Here is an 18080-nt window from a genome sequence, read left to right on the forward strand (position 1 = left end):
GCCATGACGATCGAAATCCGCAATACGATCCGTTTCCTGCTGAACCACCGCCTCGTCGAGCTTGCCGATGTGTCGCCGGTGCAGACGCTGCTCGATTTCCTGCGCATCGACCGCAATTTGCGCGGCACCAAGGAAGGCTGCGCTGAAGGGGACTGCGGCGCCTGCACGGTGCTCGTCGGCCGCCTCTATGACGGCAGGCTGAAATACGAGTCCGTCAATGCCTGCATCCGTTTCGTCGCCTCGCTCGACGGCTGTCATGTCGTCACCGTCGAGGCGCTCGCCGTGCCGAACGGGCCGCTCCATCCGGTGCAGCAGGCGATGGTCGACACGCATGCATCGCAATGCGGTTTCTGCACGCCAGGTTTCGTCATGTCGCTCTACGGCCTGTGGATGGAAAACCCCGGCCCGAGCGTTCAGGAGATCGAGAAGGCGCTGCAGGGCAATCTCTGTCGCTGCACTGGCTACGCGGCGATCATCCGCGCCGCGCAAGCGATTTCGTCGATCGGCGAGGTCGGAAAGGACCCGCTGGTTGCCGAGCGCGAGAAGATCGCGCGCGAGCTGATGGCCCTCAGGGACGGCCGTCGAGTCCAACTCGGAAATGAGGACGAACGCGTGGTGATGCCGGCTTCGCTGGATGATTTCGCTGCCGTTCTTGAAGCCAATCCGCAGGCGACGATTGTGGCCGGTTCGACCGACGTCGGGTTATGGGTGACGAAGTTCATGCGCGACATTGCACCGGTAATCCATCTGTCGCATCTCGACGAACTGCGCCGGATTTCGGTCGGCGCCGATGCGATCACGCTGGCCGCTGGGGTGAGCTACACGGACGCCTACCCGGTGATCGTCCGCCACTTCCCGCACTTGCGAGAACTCTGGGACCGCATCGGCGGCGCGCAGGTCCGCAACATGGGTACCGTGGGCGGCAATATCGCCAACGGCTCGCCGATCGGCGATACGCCGCCGGCGCTGATCGCGCTTGGCGCGTCGGTGACGTTGCGCAAGGGCGGGAGACGACGGACGCTGCCGCTCGAAGCCTTCTTCATCGCCTATGGCAGGCAGGATCGTGAGCCCGGCGAATTCGTCGAATCGGTCCGGATTCCGTTCCTGGGCGAGGCCGACCGCTTTGCCGTCTACAAGGTCTCAAAGCGGCTCGACGAGGATATTTCCTCCGTCTGCGGCGCGTTCCGCGTGACGCTCGATGGTGAGGGCAAGGTCGCAGGCGCGACGATTGCCTTTGGCGGCATGGCCGCGACCCCGAAGCGCGCGACGAACGTCGAGGCCGCGCTCAAGCGACAGCGCTGGACCAGTGCGACGATCGAAGCGGCCGTCGGCATCTTCGAAGAGGACTATACGCCTCTGACCGATTGGCGCGCCTCGGCGGACTATCGCATGCTCGTCGCCAAGAACCTCCTGCGGCGCTTCCATCTGGAAACGCAGGAAACCCGGAACGTCCGTATCGACCGCGCAGTCGCGGTGGTTGTCTAAGGGAGTGGACCGATGAATGTGATGCAGCCCATCGACCGCATCCGCGGCGCCGTCCACGAAAAGGAGCGGCACGAATCCGGTAACAAGCATGTGTCGGGCACGGCCGAATATATCGACGACATTGCAGAACCGGCTGGCACGCTGCACGGTTATCTGGGGCTCTCCCAGCGCGCCCATGCGGAAATCCTGTCGATCGATTTCGCGGCGGTCAAGAGCAGCCCCGGGGTCGTCGGAATCCTGACGGCCGAGGATATTCCGGGCGAGAACGACATCAGCCCGGTCCACAAGCACGACGATCCGGTCTTCGCGACCGGAAAGGTCGAGTTCCACGGCCAGCCGATTTTCGCGGTGATTGCCACCTCACGCGATGCCGCCCGCCGCGCCGCGGCAAAGGTGAAGATCGAATACCGCGACCTGCCGCATGTGACCGACGTCGCCGAGGCCGCAGCCGCCAACTATCCGCTGGTGATCGACCCCCTAAAGCTCGAGCGCGGCGATATCGATGCGGGTTTCGCCAAGGCGAAGAACATCGTCCAGGGCGAGATGCGGATCGGCGGCCAGGATCATTTCTATCTCGAAGGACACATCTCCTTCGCCATCCCCGGCGAGGACGACGAGGTGACCGTCATCGCCTCGACCCAGCATCCGAGCGAGACGCAGCACATGGTTGCCCAGGTGCTTGGCCTTCCGTCGAACGCGATCACAGTCAACGTCCGCCGCATGGGCGGTGCCTTCGGCGGCAAGGAGACGCAAGCAAATCTCTTCGCGGCGGTTGCGGCCCTCGCCGCGAGGAAATACCGCCGCCCCATCAAGGTGCGTCCGGACCGCGACGACGACATGACGGCGACCGGCAAGCGCCACGACTTCCATGTCGACTACAAGATCGGCTTCGATGACGACGGAAGGATCGAGGCGGTGGATGCAGTCTTCGCCGCCCGTTGCGGCTTCTCGGCCGATCTCTCCGGTCCGGTGACGGATCGTGCGCTTTTTCATGCCGACAATTGCTATTTCTATCCCAACGTGCGGCTGCGCTCGCGCCCGCTCAAGACGAACACGGTTTCCAACACCGCCTTCCGCGGCTTTGGCGGACCGCAGGGGATGGTCGGCGGCGAGCGGATGATCGAGGACATCGCCTACACGCTCGGCAAGGATCCGCTCGAAATCCGCAAGCTGAATTTCTACGGCGGCGAGGGGCGCAACCTGACGCCCTACCACCAGACCGTCGAAGACAACATCATCGGCGGCATCATCGAGGAACTCTGCGCTTCCTCGGATTATTCCGCCCGTCGTGAGGCAGTGCTCGCCTTCAACCGCGAGAACCATGTGATCAAGCGCGGCATCGCGCTGACGCCGGTCAAGTTTGGCATCTCTTTCACCAAGACCGAATACAATCAGGCCGGCGCCCTGATCCATATCTATACCGATGGATCGATCCAGTTGAACCACGGCGGCACCGAGATGGGGCAGGGGCTCTACACCAAGGTCGCGCAGGTGGTGGCGGACGAGTTCCAGGTCGATCTTGACCGCATCAAGGTGACGGCGACCTCCACCGGCAAGGTGCCGAATACCTCGGCGACGGCAGCGTCATCGGGCTCCGACCTGAACGGTATGGCGGCCGCCAATGCCGCGCAGCAGATCAAGGTGCGGCTCGTCAGCTTCGCGGCGGAACGCTACGGCGTCAGCGAAGCGGATGTCGCCTTCGAACCGAACGTGGTCAGGATCGGCGGCGAGCGCATCGCCTTTGCCGACTTCATCCGGTCCGCCTATGCGTCCCGCGTGCAGCTTTCGGCGGCCGGCTTCTACAAAACGCCGAAGATCCACTGGGACCGTTCCCAGGGCAGGGGACGTCCGTTCTACTACTACGCCTATGGCGCCTCCTGCTCGGAGGTCAGCGTCGACACGCTGACTGGCGAGTACCAGGTCGAGCGCACCGACATCCTTCATGACGTCGGTAAGTCGCTCAATCCGGCGCTCGATCTCGGCCAGGTGGAGGGCGCCTTCGTGCAGGGCATGGGTTGGCTGACGACGGAGGAATTATGGTGGGACGCGAAGGGGCGCCTGCGCACCCACGCGCCTTCCACCTACAAGATCCCGCTCGCCTCCGACCGCCCGCGCGTCTTCAACGTGCGGCTGGCGGAATGGTCGGTCAATCGCGAGGAAACAATCCGCCGTTCGAAGGCGGTCGGGGAACCGCCCTTCATGCTGGGCATTTCCGTCCTGGAGGCGATATCCATGGCAGCGGCAAGCGTTGCGGAGTATCGTATTCCGCCGCGCATCGATGCTCCGGCGACACCGGAACGGGTGCTGATGGCGATCGAGCGACTGCGCACCGCGACGCGCGGCAAGGCGGATGGGTGACCGGCATGACGGACAGAGCGGACATTCGACAGTTTCTGAACGGGGAGGCGGCCTGCATTCTCGTCGAGGTGTCGGGAGCGGCCGGCTCGACGCCGCGCGATACGGATGCCTGGATGCTCATCTCCGAGGAACGCACCTTCGCCACGATCGGCGGCGGTCAGCTGGAATATATGGCGATCGACCATGCCCGCCAACTGCTCAAGGGAGCCGCCGCCGATGACCGGTTGACGATCCCGCTCGGCCCGGAGATCGGCCAATGCTGCGGCGGGCGCGTGGCGCTGGCGTTCAAGGCCGTCGATCCGGAAACCAGGGCAGCATTGATCGAGCGAAGCGACACGGAAATCGCAAGCCGGCCGCATGTCTATGTTTTCGGGGCCGGCCATGTCGGCGACGCGCTCGCCATGGCGCTATCGCTGGTGCCGGTCAGAACCGTACTCGTCGACACCCGCGCGCACGAACTCTCGGCAGTCTGCGTGCCGGGCATCGAAACCTGCCTGACGGCAATGCCGGAGGCGGTCGTCCGCGACGCCCCGCCCGGCAGCGCTTTCGTCATTCTCACCCACGATCACGCCCTGGATTTCCTGATCGCCGCCGAAGCGCTTGGCCGCGAGGATGCCTGCTATGTCGGCATGATCGGCTCGAAGACGAAGCGCGCCACCTTCAGGAACTGGCTCTGGCGCGATGTCGAACGCCCGGAACTTTTCGACCGGCTCATCTGCCCGATCGGCGGGACGGCGGTGAAAGACAAGCGGCCCGCGGTGATCGCGGCACTCGCCGCGGCAGAAATCATGACTGCGGTCCTCACGCAGCAGCCAAAGCGTGCGGCGGCGCCCAACGTGCGAAAACCGGTGAAGCGAAAGGCCGACTCCGCATCACCCTGGCGGTGAATCTCCGATTGCTGGTGCCAGACTACGGGTTTCGACCGGCAGCGTCTCGTCCAGTGCCTAGGGCGAGGCCATCAAGCAGGAAGTCCAGGCCCTTCCTGAAAGTGCCGTCCCAATCGTTGTCCAGCAGAAGGCGAGAGCGCTCGATTGTCGGGTAGTGTTCGCTGAGACCTGCAAGGCGCTGCTGCGCGGCGGTCATGTCGTCGTCCGAGCGGTCGAAGTTCGCCCGGGTGATGGTAGCGCCGATCACGTAGTTCCAGAGCGACCATATCGCCGCGTTCAAATCGGCATCCGCGACACCGGCTCCGGACAGGGTCCTGCTCAACAGTTCGAGGCGACTAAGGATGTTCGGGCCGAGCGCCCGGCGCGGCAACAGCGATGCCGACCAAGGATGGCGCAGCATGCTCGCGCGCCAGCCTTCGAGCATATGAACGACATCCGCGCGCCAGTCTTGAGACTCGCCTGTTTGCTGCGGTCCGCGATATTCGAGGACCGAGTCGAGCGCCAGATCGAAGACCGTCTCTTTGTTGTCGACGTGCCAGTATAAGCTCATCGCGCCCGCGCCGAGGCGATCGGCCAGCCGACGCATTGTCAATCCGTCGATTCCCTGGGCATCCAGCAGTTCTACCGCAGTCGCAACGATCCGCTCCAGGGAGAGAGGCGGTTCCTGCACGGACGGGAGTTTCACATTTTTCCGTTGAGAGCGTTTGCTCTGAGCGCCGCTACGTTTGGCTGCCATCCGTCTTCCTTGCCGATCAGCGCGTCGATTTAAGCTGACAATGCGACGATTGTCGATCCTGAACGGTTGACTCGTACGGTGTACGATGCGAGTGACTCGTACGCCGTACGAGTCACTCGCATGGCAATATGTAGAAGTTCAACCCTGCAGGCCGCGAGGATGGGTTGCTCGCGGTCCTCAGAGCCAAGAGAACACCATGTCACGCGCAATCAAGCACCTGCTTATCGGAGGACTAATCATCATGACCACGGGAGTTCCCGCTGCGACGACGGCGACTGAGAAGGATCTCAAGCTGACCATCATCAATCCGCCAAACCTCTACGATCCGACGCCGAACGGTTACAGCACGGCGGTAATTGTGCCGCGCGAAGCGCGGGTGGCCTACATCTCAGGACAGGGCGGCCAAGACAGCACTGGAGCCCTGTCGCCCGACTTCGCCGTCCAGGTTAAGCAGGCCTATGCCAATTTGCGCGCCGCCCTCGACGCGCTGGGCGCAAGGCCGGATCAGGTCGCCAAGCTCACGGTCTTCGTGGTCGATCACGATATGTCCAAGCTTGAAGTGTTGACCAAGAACGTCGAGGACATGTTCGGCAAGGCACTGCCAGCGCAGACCCTCATTCCCGTTCCCAAGCTTGCAATCGACCCCATGCTCTTCGAGGTCGAAGCCGTCGTCGCTCTGGATTAGTGCGATCGGCACGTGAGAACCGCGGCGCTGCTTCTGCGCTGGACAGAAAGAAGACCCCGATTGATCGTGTCGGGGGCCATCGAATCAGCCCATTATCGAGGGCGGACGGGTGTCGAAGTACCGTCAGGGCTGGTAGATCGCCTCTACGCTCCAAGCGTCGATGGGCTGCGAGTGCAACTGCCAGAACTGATCTGCAATCGCGCTAATCTGGGGTGTGTCGGGCGACACGAATCCGGCGACTGTGACGGTAGCGATATGGACGCCGTGTTGCTTATATTCATCGAAGAGACCCTGCGCGAGGGCCCGAATGCCCGCCTTTCCGACGCTTATCGAGATGTACTCGGGATGAGGTGAGAGAGCGAATCCACCGCCCGTCAGGAGTATCGTTCCGGACTTCTTCGGCTTCATGTTCCTCGCCGCTTCCCGGGTGGCTGCCATGGCACCAGCAATGTTAACGGCTAGGTCCGACATAAAGGACTCTAGGGGCTGGTCTCCCAGTGTCGCCCTGCGGATGTTCGCCGCGTTGTAGTGGATGACGTCGATACCACCAAACTCGTCGTGCACGCTCGCCACCAGTGCTGCCACTCCGTTTGCGTCGGAGGCGTCTACGCTCCGCCTATGCACGTCGTGACCCTTCGCGCGAAGTCCTTCGGCGAGTGCTTCGGTCTTTTGTTCGTCGCGAGCACTCAGGACAAGCCGGAAACCCTCGGTGGCAAAGCGCTCTGCAGTACCCATGCCGATTCCGGGGCCGGTACCGATACTAAGAAAGGTTTTCATCTGTTGTAACTCCTGGAAAAGTTGCTCCTTTCCTATAGTTTGTGCATTGATGGCCATAATCAGTGGAGTCGGAATTTGACAAATGCAATTAATGCAGCAATCAGATCGCTCTAGTTCCCAGATCGAGGAGCTGGAAGCATTCGTCGCCGTTGCCCAATTGGGAAGTTTTGCCAAGGCTGCGCAGGCGCTGGAGCGCGACGCTTCAGTTATTTCGAAGCGCGTCAAGCAGTTGGAGCAGCGGCTGGCGACACCGCTTTTTTCCCGAACCACGCGCCGGGTTGTCCTCACGGAAGTGGGCGAGATCTATTTCAGCAGAGTGCGCACCATCCTAGATGAACTTCGCGATGCCAATCGTCAAGTTGGCGATCTGGCAGCCACCCCCCAAGGTCTTCTGAGGATATCTCTGCCGCAGACCTTCGGCCGCAGGTGGATCAGTCCGCTGCTCCCAAAGTTCCTGTCGCGCTATCCAGACATCCGTATCGACGCCCGTTTTACCGATCGATTTGTAGATGTCGTTGCCGAAGGGTTCGACGCGACCGTTCGCCTCGGGCTCATGCTCGACAGCACGCTGAAGACAAGAAAGGTGGGGACCTATCGCAATGTACTCGCAGCATCCCCAACATATCTCGAACGAAGAGGCTACCCGAGCGATCCGGATGAGTTGCAAGAACACTCCTGCCTCGGGTTCCTCAGCCACGCGTCCTGGCCCGACTGGCCGCTCACCAGGGGAGGGGTCCGAAAGTCCATAAGACCGAAAGGTGCGCTGGTCGCGGACAACTCGGAAGCGCTCCTCGAAGCTGCCCTGCAGGGTGCAGGCATAATCCTCGCTCCCGATTGGCTCGTCGGTCCCGAGATCCGCGCAGGAAAGCTTGCCGAAATCCTTGCCGGATGGGCTGGGCCCAGCGATTACGGCGTCTTTATCGTGCTTCCTCCCGGGCGAATGGTGCCCGCAAAAACCCGTGCCTTCATCGAGGAAATTGCGCGGGCAATCAAATCGAACTGGCGAGGCGAGACACCGCTGCCTTCGCAGCGCCATTCGACAGACGATGCGCCGCAAGGCGACGAACAGTCTTCTTCCGGTGCACGAGAAGCCTGATTGATGGAGTGACAGAGTTCACATAGCGGTTTGTGTTCCCTACGATCTCCAAAGCCTTCTACCCCACAGTCTCCTGGATTCGCGCCGCCGCCGGCTCGGCCAGCATCTTGCCGATCAGCCGCTGACAGCGCTCGGCCATGAAGTCGATGATCAGGCGAACCTTTGGATCCTGGAGCCGCTTGTGCGGATAAATCGCCGCAAGCTGCGTGCTGAGCGAATGATCTCGGGTGGTCATACCGGGCCCGTGTCTTCAGGGGTTCACGGTAAACCGCAGAAGACAGCAATTCCTCCCGACGCACGGCCGTGCGCGACGTGGTTGCACTAGCCTTTGCCGCTCGCGCCGCATCTCAAGCCGACTGTGGCGGAGCCTACAAGCTGACGCCCAGGCTCGGAACAACGCCAGTCGCAACACTCTGCCCAAGCTCCTGTGCAATACAAAATAATCTGCTTCAGGTCACGGCGAATACGGCCACCAGTCTCCCCGCTCTCCCACTATGGTCATTGCGGTACAGGGCGTGCTGCGCCGATGCATCACATGAGTCCAAGACAGAGGTCATGCATGAAAACGCTGCTGCTTAAGAAGGATGAAGTAAGACGGCTGATCGGCATGACGGAAGTCATCGACGCGGTAGAAGAGGCATACAAGGCATTTAACAGCGATCAGGTCGAACAGCCCGACTATATCGGAATAGATCTCCCGTCGCCTCGTGGGGAAATTGACTTCAAGCTTGGGTATTACAAAGCCAATGAAGTGATCTCCATGAAAGCCTCTTCGGGAGGGTTCCTTGACAACCCGACAGCACATGGCGTGCCCAACGGCATGGCGACCATTTTCCTGTTTGATGCCAGGAGCGGTGCGTTGATTTGCGTCATGGATGGAAGCCTGATCCTTGGTCTCAGAACCGGTGCGTCTGGAGCCGTCTCCGTGAAGGCACTGGCAAGGAAAGACGCCAGGAAAATTACATCGGTCGGGACAGGAAACCAGGCGCGGATGCAAATCCGGGCGATCAACGAGATCATGAAGATCGAAGAGCTCCATGCATGGGACAATAACCGGGATACGCTCTTCAAATACAAGACGGATATCGAAAGCGAGTATGGCATTCCTGTAATCATGGCCAACTCCAAGAAAGAAGCCGTTGAGCAGGCCGATATCCTGATCACGACGACCCGCGGGAAAGGGTCGCTTGTGGAAGCGGATTGGGTGAAGCCCGGCACGCACATCGTTGCAATCGGCACGGATCAACGCGGCAAACAAGAGCTGGATCCGGAGCTCTTCAGGAACGCAAAACTGGTCGTCGACTCAATTTCTCAGTGCACCGAAAAGGGCGAGACCTGGCACCCGTTGGATAGAAACATCATCACCAGAAACGACATCCACGGCGAAATCGGCGAGGTATTGTTGGGATGGAAGCCGGGACGAGAAAGTGATGATGAAATCACGATTTTCGATTCCACGGGGATGGCCATACAAGACAATACGACAGCCAGCAAAATCTATCAGAACGCCGTAGCCAATAACGTCGGCACGTTCTTTCAATTTTTCGAGTGATGACTATGCGCAATTACCCCACCATCCAGGACATCCGTGAAGCCCGGGAACGGCTGAAACCGCACGTCAGGCACACGCCGCTCTTGCGTGCTGACAAAATCGAGAAAGCGGCTGGTTGTCAGCTATACCTCAAACCCGAAACGCTGCAGATTACGGGCGCCTTCAAGATCCGCGGCGCCCTGAACAAGGCTCTCTCGCTCTCGAGAAAAGAGATCGCAAACGGCATTATTGCGACGTCGTCGGGCAATCATGCCCAGGGTCTTGCTTATGCCGCCAGGATGCTCGGCGTAAAAGCGATATTGGTGCTTCCGGTCACCACGCCCAAAATCAAGATCGAAAATACAAAAGCCCTCGGGGCAGAAGTTATTCTTTTCGACGGCGACACCGCCGCCAGATGGAAAAGGGTGTATGAAATCGCCGAAGAAAACAAATACGCGGCTGTTCACGCTTTTGAGGACCCCATCGTGATGGCCGGTCAGGGAACGATCGGCTGTGAAATACTCGAGGATCTCGACGATGTAGATACGGTCATCGTTCCCGTGGGCGGCGGAGGCCTGATCTCGGGAATTGCGACCGCCATCAAGGAAACGAAGCCGTCGGTGCGCGTTATTGGCGCAGAGCCTGCCTTGACACCGAAGTATTTTCACAGCCGGATAAACAAGGAGCGCACGTCGCTTCCCTTGAAGAACACCATTGCGGATGGCTTGAGGTTAAGTGTTCCGGGTCAAAACCCGTATCCGATCATCGAAAAATATGTGGACGAGATTGTTCTTGTTGACGACGAGCACATCATCGCCGGAATGCGCGCTCTTGCCAAGGATGCGAAATTGATCGCTGAACCAGCCGCCTCGATAGGCGTCGGAGCACTGTTGGCGGGCAGCATAAACGTCAAGACCGATGAAAAAGTCTGTGCGGTGTTGTCTGGCGGGAACTGGGATCTAGGCGACCTTGCCGAGATATACAATGTGGCGGGGTAATCACTGCGGCCCCGAAACGTCATTCGGCGATCAGCTTGGGGACGAACGTTCTCCATCCTAAGCGCGAGTTCGTGTCTGAGACTAGCGTCAGCTTCACCACCAAGTTGCTGAACAAGGACTCCTTCGCCCCTAGCTGCCCTTCCGGACGATCTCCAAAGGTTCCCGTTCCGACCCGACCCCACTCTACGTCACAGTCTCCTGCACCCGCGCCGCCACGGGTTCGGCCAGCATCTTGCCGATCAGCCGCTGGCAGCGCTCGGCCATGAAGTCGATGATCAGCCGCACCTTGGGATCCTGAAATCGCTTGTGCGGATAAATCGCCGCGAGCTGCGCGCTGAGTGGCGGCGTCTCCTCGAGGATCGGGACCAGCGTGCCCTCGTTGATATATTGCTTCACCTCGAAAAGCGGCTTGTTGATGATGCCGCGGCCGTCGAGCGCCCATTGGGTCAGCACGTCGCCGTCATCGGAATCGTAAGGACCGCCGACCTCGAACTTGCGTACGCCCTCCGGCGTCTGCAGCGTCCAATAATATTCCTTCGACCCGGGATAGCGCAGCAGCAGACAGTCGTGGTGTCCGGTGATGAGGTCGTCCGGCGTCGGTGGGACGCCGCGCTTCTCGAAATAGCCTGGCGCGCCACAGAGCACCCGATCGCAATTCATGATGCCGCGCATGCGCAGGTTAGAATCTTCGAGAATTCCGAGTCGGAAGGCGACATCGATGCCTTCGCTCAGGATATCGACATTGCGGTCGGAGAGGCGCAGCCGCACCTCGATATCCGGATAGCGGTCGTGGAATTCGGGAACGCCCGATGCGATCAATCGCCGACCTATGCCGAGCGGTGCGGTAATCCGCACGGCCCCCTTTGGATTGCGCGACAGATCGGCAATGGCGCTTTCGGCCTCGTTTACCGCCTCGAGGATCTTCACGGCACCGTCATAGAAGACCCGGCCATGCTCCGTCGGCGTCAGCTTCCGGGTGGTGCGGTTGAACAGGCGCACGCCCATATGCCGCTCCAACTCCTTGATTCTGTTGCTGGCAACGGCCGGGGTGACGCGCTGGTCGCGGCCGGCTGCCGACAGCGTTCCAAGTTCCACGACGCGCACGAAGACGCGCACATTATCGAGATAGGACATGCTCCCGCCTCCGCTCCTCAGGCCCAGATTACCGCGCCAATGACGCGTCCATTTTATAGTTTTTTTTGAAAGAGTTGGTGATCTCGCGGCATTTCTCGCCCCCTCAAGCAATGACACATAATGCGGCCCAATGCATGTCGCCCAAAAAGTGCGTAAGCGGTTTGGGCAACGGCATGCTTGAAGACAAAGATCTAAAGCGCGTCACGTCAACTCGTTTGAACGCGACACGCTTTAGAGAAATGGGAGGCGCTTATGTACGAATATGCCATTGCCTGGGACTGGCTGGCATTCGCGGTGCGGTGGCTGCACGTCATCACCGGCATCGCCTGGATCGGCTCGTCGTTCTACTTCGTCGCGCTCGACCTTGGGCTCAGGCAGCGTCCAGACCTTCCGGCCGGGGCCTATGGCGAGGAGTGGCAGGTCCATGGCGGCGGCTTCTACCACATCCAGAAATATCTCGTCGCACCGGAAAACATGCCGGAGCACCTGATCTGGTTCAAATGGGAATCCTACGTCACCTGGCTTTCCGGCTTCGGCATGCTGGCGCTTGTCTATTACGCCGGCGCCGATCTCTATCTCATCGATCCGAGCGTGCTCGACGTCTCGAAGCCGACGGCGATCGCCATCTCGCTGGCATCGCTCGCCTTCGGCTGGCTCGCCTATGACACGATCTGTCGCTCGCCGCTCGGCAACGACAACACGCGGCTGATGGTGCTGCTCTATTTCATCCTCGTCGCCGTCGCCTGGGGCTATACCCAGCTCTTCACCGGCCGCGCCGCCTACCTGCACCTCGGCGCCTTCACGGCGACGATCATGTCGGCGAACGTGTTCTTCATCATCATTCCGAACCAGAAGAAGGTGGTCGCCGACCTGATCGCCGGCCGCACGCCGGAGCCCGCTCTTGGCAAGCAGGCGAAGCAGCGTTCGACGCACAACAACTACCTGACGCTGCCTGTTCTGTTCCTAATGCTGTCGAACCACTATCCGCTCGCCTTCGGCACCGAGTACAACTGGATCATCGCCTCGCTCGTCTTTCTGATGGGCGTCACCATCCGCCACTGGTTCAACACCCAGCACGCCCGCAAGGGCAGCCCGACCTGGACCTGGCTCGTCACGGTGCTCCTCTTCATCGTCATCATGTGGCTTTCGACGGTGCCCAAGGTCCTGACCGAGGGAAGCGAGGCGAGGGCGTCGACTACCGAGCAGGCCGTCGTCGCGGCGGCGGATTTCTCGAAGGTGCGTGACACGGTGCTCGGCCGCTGCTCCATGTGCCATGCGCGCGAGCCCGGCTGGGAGGGCATCGTCGTGCCACCCAAGGGCGTCGTCCTCGAGAGCGACGGCGATATCGTCGAGCATGCCCGCGAAATCTATTTGCAGGCGGGGCGTTCGCACGCCATGCCGCCCGCCAACGTCACAGGCGTCACCGAGGAGGAACGGCAGTTGCTCGCCACCTGGTACGAGACGGCCATTAAGGAAGGAACGATTCAATGAGTGACGTGCTGATCCGCGGCCGCGTGCTGACTTTCGTCAGGGAGCCGGCGGGCATCGACGATGCCGGCGCCTATCGCTATCACGAGGACGGCGCCGTTCTCGTCCGGAATGGCAAGGTCGCCGATGTCGGCACTTATGCGGACCTGGCGAAGAGAGCCGGCAGCGGCATCAGCATCGCCGATCACCGCCCCAATCTCGTCCTGCCGGGTCTGATCGATACGCACCTGCATTTCCCGCAGACCCAGGCGATCGCCTCCTATGGGGCGCAACTTCTCGAATGGCTGAACACCTATATCTTCGTCGAGGAGCAGAAATTCCAGGAATCGCAACACGCCGCCTTCATCGCCGGCCGCTTCATGGACGAGCTTCTCTCCAACGGCACGACGACGGCCGTCGCCTATTGCTCGGTGCATCCGGAAAGCGTCGAAGCCTTCTTCACGGCAGCCGAGGAGCGCAACATGCTGATGATCGGCGGCAAGGTGATGATGGATCGCAATGCTCCCGAGGCGCTGCGCGACACGCCTCAGAAAGGCTATGACGAAACCAAGCACCTGATCGGGAAGTGGCACGGCCGGGGCCGGGCGCATTACGCGATCAGCCCGCGCTTCGCCATCACCTCGACACCCGAGCAGATGGAGATGAGCCGGGCGCTCGTCGCCGAGCATCCGGATTGCTACGTGCAGACGCATCTTTCCGAGAACAGGGACGAGATCGCTTTTGCGACCTCGCTCTATCCGGGAGCACAGGACTATACGGATATCTACACCAGTTATGACCTTTTGGGCCGGAAGACGCTCCTCGGTCACTGCATCTATATGAGCGACCGGGAAATATCGGTGCTCGCCGAAACGGGTGCGGTCGGTGTGTTCTGCCCGACCTCGAACCTCTTCCTCGGCAGCGGCCTGTTCGATCGGGACCGCTTCGACAGGCTCGGCGCTCGCCATTCGGTCGCAACCGATGTCGGCGCCGGAACCAGCTTCTCGATGCTGGAAACGATGGACGAGGCCTACAAGGTGCTGCACTTGCAGGGCCAGCGTCTCTCGCCGCTCAACTCCTTTTACATGATGACGCTCGGCAATGCCCGAGCACTCGACCTCGAGCACCGGATCGGTTCGCTGCATGCCGGGGCGGACGCCGACATCGTCATCCTCGACAGCCGTGCCAAGCCGGCGATGGAGCTCAGGATGCAGGTGGCGTCGTCGCTCGCGGAAGAGCTCTTCGTCCTGCAGACGATGGGCGACGATCGCTGCGTCGCCGAAGTCTACGTGGCAGGGCGGCCGATGAAGCGCGGCAGGAGAGAGCAAGCCAAGACTCTGATTGAAAGAGCGGCAGCGCTGGTATAGGCGGCGACGGTTGGCAGACTCCGACCTGGAGTTCGGAAGTTAAAAAGCCGTGATAAATATTTGAAATCTTTTAGCGATGGAGCGGGATGTGGGGATTCCAGTCCCGCCCCTCTAACTCTGTGAGGCCGAAGTGCCGACATCGCCGGCGCCTCGGCGGGATTTCCTCGCCGTCCGCTGCTAGGCGGCGTGCTTGTCGCCCTCGATCTGCTTGTTCGCCTCGCCGGCGGGCAGCGCGTCGGTCTGCTGGATATCGATGCGCCGCGGTTTCATCTGCTCGGGAAGCTCGCGGACGAGATCGATTGTCAGCAAACCGTTGGCGAGGTTTGCGCCGGTGACCATCACGTAATCGGCAAGCTGGAAGCGGCGCTCGAAGTTGCGGGCGGCAATGCCGCGATAGAGATATTCCGCATTGTCCTCGTCGGCTTTCTCACCGCTGACGACGAGCAGCCGCTGCTCGTGCGTGATGGTGAGTTCGTCCGGGCTGAAGCCCGCAACCGACATTGCTATGCGATACTGGCTCTCGCCAAGTCGCATGATGTCGTATGGCGGCCAGTTGTCGGCCGGCGCCATGCGGTCTGCCGAACCGAGCAGCTCGAACAAGTGGTCGAAGCCCACGCTGGAGCGTGACAGCGGCGAAAAATCGAAGGTTGTTCTCATAGCCATATCCTCCTTGAGCAACATGGTCGATGAGGAGCGCCGAAGAGGCCGGAGCTCCTCGACTGCAAGGCCCCTGAAAGGCGGCCCACACAATCGATTTAGTCACTCAAACCGTAGATTCAAGAGGCATCTCACGCCCATTTGACCGCTTCTCGGGCACCTTGCGGCGGCGCCGAGACGGAGTGCGCGGCTCGGGCTTGGGGGATCTTGAATCCAGCTTTTCGACGCCAAATATCTCTGTGCGTGCGATCCATTGATGGCATCAGAAAGGAGGAAAAAATGCTTCTCAATGAGATTCCCTGGACGATCCCCCTGACAGTGCGCCTTTCGAACGGATTGGAGCGGACCTTTACGTCCGTTTACGAGGCCGTCGATTTTCTCGAGAACGAGTGGCCGCTGCGCAGAGGAGAGCGCTACGAGCGCGCGCTGCGCACCTGCCTCCGGGCTCTGAACAGGATGACCCCGGCGGCGGTGGCTCGGGAGGCCTTCATTGCGGCCTGCCTGGAGGCGGGTATGCCACTGGTGATGGTGACGCCGTGCCACGAACCGCGAGGCGCCGAAGCAAAGACTGCAATGTCAGCCTGATAATAGTACGATTGGTCGGAAGCGCTGCGGCCTTCCGACCATGGCTTCCGCCGCTCTGCGCCTGGGTATCAATTATTCAACGAAAACCCGCACGGTAGAAGCGCGGCCCAAGGCATCGATGACGGTCAGCGTCGAATAGCCGCCGCCATCGGGCAGCCATTGGCTGACGCGGCGGCGCGTCACGTCCGGCAGCGGTTGACCATTCGCCAGCCAGCGGAACGGTGCCCGGCCGCCCTGCAATTTCAGCGTCAAGGGCATCATCGTCGATCCAGCGTTGGCGCCGAGATCGACGCGGGCTCCCTCCGGCGGGAAGACGATCTGCGGTGCGGCCTCGCGTATCGATGTCGATGGCAAACCGTTCGCCGTCAACGAGAAGCGCCTTTGACCGATCGGCAGGTCGGCCTGGTCGAGGCGGACGGCGCCGGCCGGTGCATCCGGCAGCGGCGTAATGGCAATCCCGGTCTTGGCGAACGCGTCAAAGAGGATCGGCGCGGCAGCGCCATAGCCGGTCAATCCGGGCACAGCTCCATTGTCCGGTCGGCCGACCCAGACTCCGAGCACGTAACGGCCGTCAAATCCGACCGACCATGCATCGCGATAGCCATAGCTTGTGCCCGTCTTGTAAGCGATGCCGCGCTGACGGCTTCCGGCCGGAGGCAGCACGCCGGAGAGGATATCGGCGACCTGCCAGGTCGCCACCGTCGAAAGCAGCGGCTCGCCATCGATCAGCCCCGGCTGGCCTTCAATGCCGTCGCCGAGCCGGACCGGCCAGCCGCGGTTGGCAAGGCCCGCGTAGAGCTGGACGAGATCGCGAAGCGTGATGCCGACACCGCCGAGGCCGATGGCCAATCCCGGTGCTTCGTTCGGCGGCAGCTTCGGCCGCACGTCGGCACGGCGGAAGCGCACCATCAGCCGCGACGGCCCGACCGCATCCAGCAGCCGGATCGCCGGCACGTTGAGCGAAAGCTGAAGCGCTTCACGTACGCTGACATCGCCCTGGTAGCTCATATCGAAGTTGCGCGGCCGATAGCCGAAGAAATCCGCCGGCCGGTCCTCGATGATCGTCTCCTGGCCGACGAGGCCCTCCTCGAAGGCAAGCCCATAGATGAAAGGCTTCAGCGTCGATCCGGGCGACCGGATGACCCTGGTCATGTCGATCCAGCCGGAGCGGCTTGCGTCAAAATAATCGGCGGAACCGACTTCGCCGATGATCCAACCGGTTTTCACATCGGCCATGACCATTGCCACCGACACTTTCGGGCCCAACCGCTCGGCGCCCTCCCGCGCCACCGCTTCCAGTCCGCGCTGGATCTCGCGACGGAGCGTCGTCTCGTGGCGAAGCGCCTTCGGGGCCTTGCGCAGCGCGGCTTCCGCCAGATGCGCCGCATGGGCCGGCAGTTGCAGGCGGCGGGTCGGTATGGCGGTCATCGCCGCCCGCTCCGCCTCGCCTTTGCCGATGACCTTGGCGACGGCGGCGCGGCCGAGCACCCGCTCTCGCGCGGCATCGGCGGCCGCGAGGTTGAGGTCCGGGCGACGCTTCTCGGGCAACTGCGGCAGCGCGACGAGCAGGGCCGCCTCGCCAACCGAGAGGCGGCGCGGCTCCTCGCCGAACCAGGCGAGGCTTGCGGCACGCACGCCTTCGAGATTGCCGCCGTAGGGGGCATGGGTGAGATAAAGGTTGAGGATCTGATCTTTGCTGAGGCGCCGCTCGATCTGGATGGCGCGCGCAACCTGCAACAGCTTCGCCGTCCATGTCCGACGCTCGCGCGGCTCGATCAGCCGCGCCACCTGCATAGAAAGCGTCGAGGCGCCGGACACGATCCGGCCATTGGTGACGAATTGCAGCGCCGCGCGGCCGAGCGCCAGCGGATCGACGCCGTGGTGCTCGTAAAACCGCTGATCCTCATAGGCCACCAGCATCTCGAGGAAACGCGGGTCGACATCCGCCACCGTCGTCTTCAGTCGCCAGCGGCCGTCCGGCGTGGCGAAGGCGCGCAGCAGCTGCCCATCCTTGTCGACGACTTCGCGTGAGAAGACCTGGGCGTGCTGGAGCGGCGGCGGGAACGCCCGGTCAACCCATTCGAGGCCGAGGGCCACAAGCGCGGTCAGGACGAGGCCGATCGACAGCGTGATGATGGCATGGCAACGCCGCGGTCTTCGGGGATTGTCGGAATTGATAGGACCGGCGCTACCCCCCTCTGCCCTGCCGGACATCTCCCCCACAAGGAGGGAGATCGCCGAGTGGTTGGGCCTCGGTCTCAACAACTTGCCGGATTTGGTGGCTCGGTCTAGAGCCGGTGGATAGGCCTCGAGCTCG

15 protein-coding genes and 1 pseudogene are annotated in these 18080 nt (G+C 61.7%); 10 read left to right on the forward strand and 6 right to left on the reverse strand.

The features are described 5' to 3' along the window. The first annotated feature begins 3 nt into the window (after positions 1–3). From xdhA to xdhC, 3 genes are read left to right on the forward strand one after another with little or no spacing between them, the layout of a single operon-like run. The gene (gene xdhA, locus ATC00_RS21405; protein ID WP_064254310.1) at positions 4–1485 is read left to right on the forward strand and encodes a xanthine dehydrogenase small subunit; all 1482 of its coding nucleotides are present in this window, start codon (positions 4–6) and stop codon (positions 1483–1485) included. 12 nt (positions 1486–1497) lie between these two features. After that, complete coding sequence (gene xdhB / locus ATC00_RS21410; protein WP_064254311.1) at positions 1498–3843, forward strand: xanthine dehydrogenase molybdopterin binding subunit; 2346 nt, start codon at positions 1498–1500, stop codon at positions 3841–3843. Positions 3844–3848: 5 nt separating this feature from the next. Continuing rightward, positions 3849–4730 (forward strand): xanthine dehydrogenase accessory protein XdhC, encoded by an 882-nt coding sequence (xdhC, locus tag ATC00_RS21415; RefSeq protein WP_064254376.1) that lies wholly within the window; start codon positions 3849–3851, stop codon positions 4728–4730. A 22-nt stretch (positions 4731–4752) separates the two neighbouring features. On the opposite strand, the gene ATC00_RS21420 is transcribed toward xdhC, so the two are convergent. Next, entirely contained in the window at positions 4753–5466 is a 714-nt protein-coding gene (locus ATC00_RS21420; protein ID WP_064254312.1) for a TetR/AcrR family transcriptional regulator, read from the reverse strand. 196 nt (positions 5467–5662) lie between these two features. On the opposite strand from ATC00_RS21420, the gene ATC00_RS21425 reads away from it, so the two are divergent. Then, a complete protein-coding gene (locus ATC00_RS21425; RefSeq protein WP_064254313.1) occupies positions 5663–6151 on the forward strand; it encodes a RidA family protein in 489 nt (162 codons plus the stop codon). 123 nt (positions 6152–6274) lie between these two features. Here ATC00_RS21425 and ATC00_RS21430 read toward each other — a convergent pair whose 3' ends face one another. Next, positions 6275–6928 (reverse strand): SDR family NAD(P)-dependent oxidoreductase, encoded by a 654-nt coding sequence (locus tag ATC00_RS21430; protein WP_064254314.1) that lies wholly within the window; start codon positions 6926–6928, stop codon positions 6275–6277. An 82-nt stretch (positions 6929–7010) separates the two neighbouring features. On the opposite strand from ATC00_RS21430, the gene ATC00_RS21435 reads away from it, so the two are divergent. Then, the gene (locus tag ATC00_RS21435; RefSeq protein WP_082912481.1) at positions 7011–8024 is read left to right on the forward strand and encodes a LysR family transcriptional regulator; all 1014 of its coding nucleotides are present in this window, start codon (positions 7011–7013) and stop codon (positions 8022–8024) included. 58 nt (positions 8025–8082) lie between these two features. Here ATC00_RS21435 and ATC00_RS32270 read toward each other — a convergent pair. Continuing rightward, positions 8083–8229 (reverse strand): annotated as a pseudogene (locus tag ATC00_RS32270) (LysR family transcriptional regulator); the annotation flags it as partial. Positions 8230–8583: 354 nt separating this feature from the next. On the opposite strand from ATC00_RS32270, the gene ATC00_RS21440 reads away from it, so the two are divergent. Together ATC00_RS21440 and ATC00_RS21445 are read left to right on the forward strand one after the other, a co-directional pair. After that, on the forward strand, positions 8584–9576 hold the full coding sequence (locus tag ATC00_RS21440) for an ornithine cyclodeaminase family protein (protein ID WP_064254316.1): 993 nt from the start codon (positions 8584–8586) through the stop codon (positions 9574–9576). Continuing rightward, complete coding sequence (locus tag ATC00_RS21445) at positions 9576–10553, forward strand: threonine/serine dehydratase (protein WP_173827782.1); 978 nt, start codon at positions 9576–9578, stop codon at positions 10551–10553. Before ATC00_RS21440 ends, ATC00_RS21445 begins: the two co-directional genes overlap by 1 nt. 183 nt (positions 10554–10736) lie before the next feature. Here ATC00_RS21445 and ATC00_RS21450 read toward each other — a convergent pair whose 3' ends face one another. Beyond that, positions 10737–11687 carry a LysR family transcriptional regulator gene (locus ATC00_RS21450; protein WP_064254318.1) on the reverse strand — a complete coding sequence of 317 codons (951 nt, stop codon included), beginning with the start codon at positions 11685–11687 and terminating at the stop codon, positions 10737–10739. Between the two features lie 252 nt (positions 11688–11939). Between ATC00_RS21450 and ATC00_RS21455 the strand changes: the two genes are divergently transcribed. Both ATC00_RS21455 and guaD read left to right on the forward strand, forming a co-directional pair. After that, on the forward strand, positions 11940–13178 hold the full coding sequence (locus ATC00_RS21455; RefSeq protein WP_064254319.1) for a urate hydroxylase PuuD: 1239 nt from the start codon (positions 11940–11942) through the stop codon (positions 13176–13178). Further along, positions 13175–14521, forward strand: coding sequence for a guanine deaminase (gene guaD / locus ATC00_RS21460; protein WP_064254320.1), 1347 nt, complete (start codon positions 13175–13177; stop codon positions 14519–14521). The genes ATC00_RS21455 and guaD overlap by 4 nt, the downstream gene beginning before the upstream one ends. A 177-nt stretch (positions 14522–14698) precedes the next feature. Here guaD and ATC00_RS21465 read toward each other — a convergent pair whose 3' ends face one another. Then, positions 14699–15178, reverse strand: a complete 480-nt coding sequence (locus ATC00_RS21465; RefSeq protein WP_064254377.1) for an Hsp20 family protein — start codon at positions 15176–15178, stop codon at positions 14699–14701. A 279-nt stretch (positions 15179–15457) separates the two neighbouring features. Here ATC00_RS21465 and ATC00_RS21470 point away from each other — a divergent pair, with 279 nt between their 5' ends. Next, positions 15458–15763, forward strand: coding sequence for a DUF982 domain-containing protein (locus tag ATC00_RS21470; protein WP_064254321.1), 306 nt, complete (start codon positions 15458–15460; stop codon positions 15761–15763). A 72-nt stretch (positions 15764–15835) separates the two neighbouring features. Here the strand turns inward: ATC00_RS21470 and pbpC are convergent, their stop codons facing one another. Then, the gene (pbpC, locus tag ATC00_RS21475) at positions 15836–17977 is read right to left on the reverse strand and encodes a penicillin-binding protein 1C (protein WP_064254322.1); all 2142 of its coding nucleotides are present in this window, start codon (positions 17975–17977) and stop codon (positions 15836–15838) included. Positions 17978–18080: the final 103 nt, after the last annotated feature.

Origin of the sequence: Sinorhizobium americanum (assembly GCF_001651855.1) — a bacterium.
Classification (GTDB): Bacteria; Pseudomonadota; Alphaproteobacteria; order Rhizobiales; family Rhizobiaceae; genus Sinorhizobium; species Sinorhizobium americanum.

Coding starts and splice junctions, on each gene's coding strand:
- ATC00_RS21465 (WP_064254377.1), bottom strand. CDS start 15,178: ATGAGAACAACCTTCGATTTTTCGCCGCTGTCACGCTCCAGCGTGGGC.
- ATC00_RS21470 (WP_064254321.1), top strand. CDS start 15,458: ATGCTTCTCAATGAGATTCCCTGGACGATCCCCCTGACAGTGCGCCTT.
- xdhC (WP_064254376.1), top strand. CDS start 3,849: ATGACGGACAGAGCGGACATTCGACAGTTTCTGAACGGGGAGGCGGCC.
- ATC00_RS21430 (WP_064254314.1), bottom strand. CDS start 6,928: ATGAAAACCTTTCTTAGTATCGGTACCGGCCCCGGAATCGGCATGGGT.
- ATC00_RS21425 (WP_064254313.1), top strand. CDS start 5,663: ATGTCACGCGCAATCAAGCACCTGCTTATCGGAGGACTAATCATCATG.
- ATC00_RS21455 (WP_064254319.1), top strand. CDS start 11,940: ATGTACGAATATGCCATTGCCTGGGACTGGCTGGCATTCGCGGTGCGG.
- ATC00_RS21445 (WP_173827782.1), top strand. CDS start 9,576: ATGACTATGCGCAATTACCCCACCATCCAGGACATCCGTGAAGCCCGG.
- ATC00_RS21450 (WP_064254318.1), bottom strand. CDS start 11,687: ATGTCCTATCTCGATAATGTGCGCGTCTTCGTGCGCGTCGTGGAACTT.
- guaD (WP_064254320.1), top strand. CDS start 13,175: ATGAGTGACGTGCTGATCCGCGGCCGCGTGCTGACTTTCGTCAGGGAG.
- ATC00_RS21440 (WP_064254316.1), top strand. CDS start 8,584: ATGAAAACGCTGCTGCTTAAGAAGGATGAAGTAAGACGGCTGATCGGC.
- ATC00_RS21435 (WP_082912481.1), top strand. CDS start 7,011: ATGCAATTAATGCAGCAATCAGATCGCTCTAGTTCCCAGATCGAGGAG.
- pbpC (WP_064254322.1), bottom strand. CDS start 17,977: ATGTCCGGCAGGGCAGAGGGGGGTAGCGCCGGTCCTATCAATTCCGAC.
- xdhA (WP_064254310.1), top strand. CDS start 4: ATGACGATCGAAATCCGCAATACGATCCGTTTCCTGCTGAACCACCGC.
- xdhB (WP_064254311.1), top strand. CDS start 1,498: ATGAATGTGATGCAGCCCATCGACCGCATCCGCGGCGCCGTCCACGAA.
- ATC00_RS21420 (WP_064254312.1), bottom strand. CDS start 5,466: ATGGCAGCCAAACGTAGCGGCGCTCAGAGCAAACGCTCTCAACGGAAA.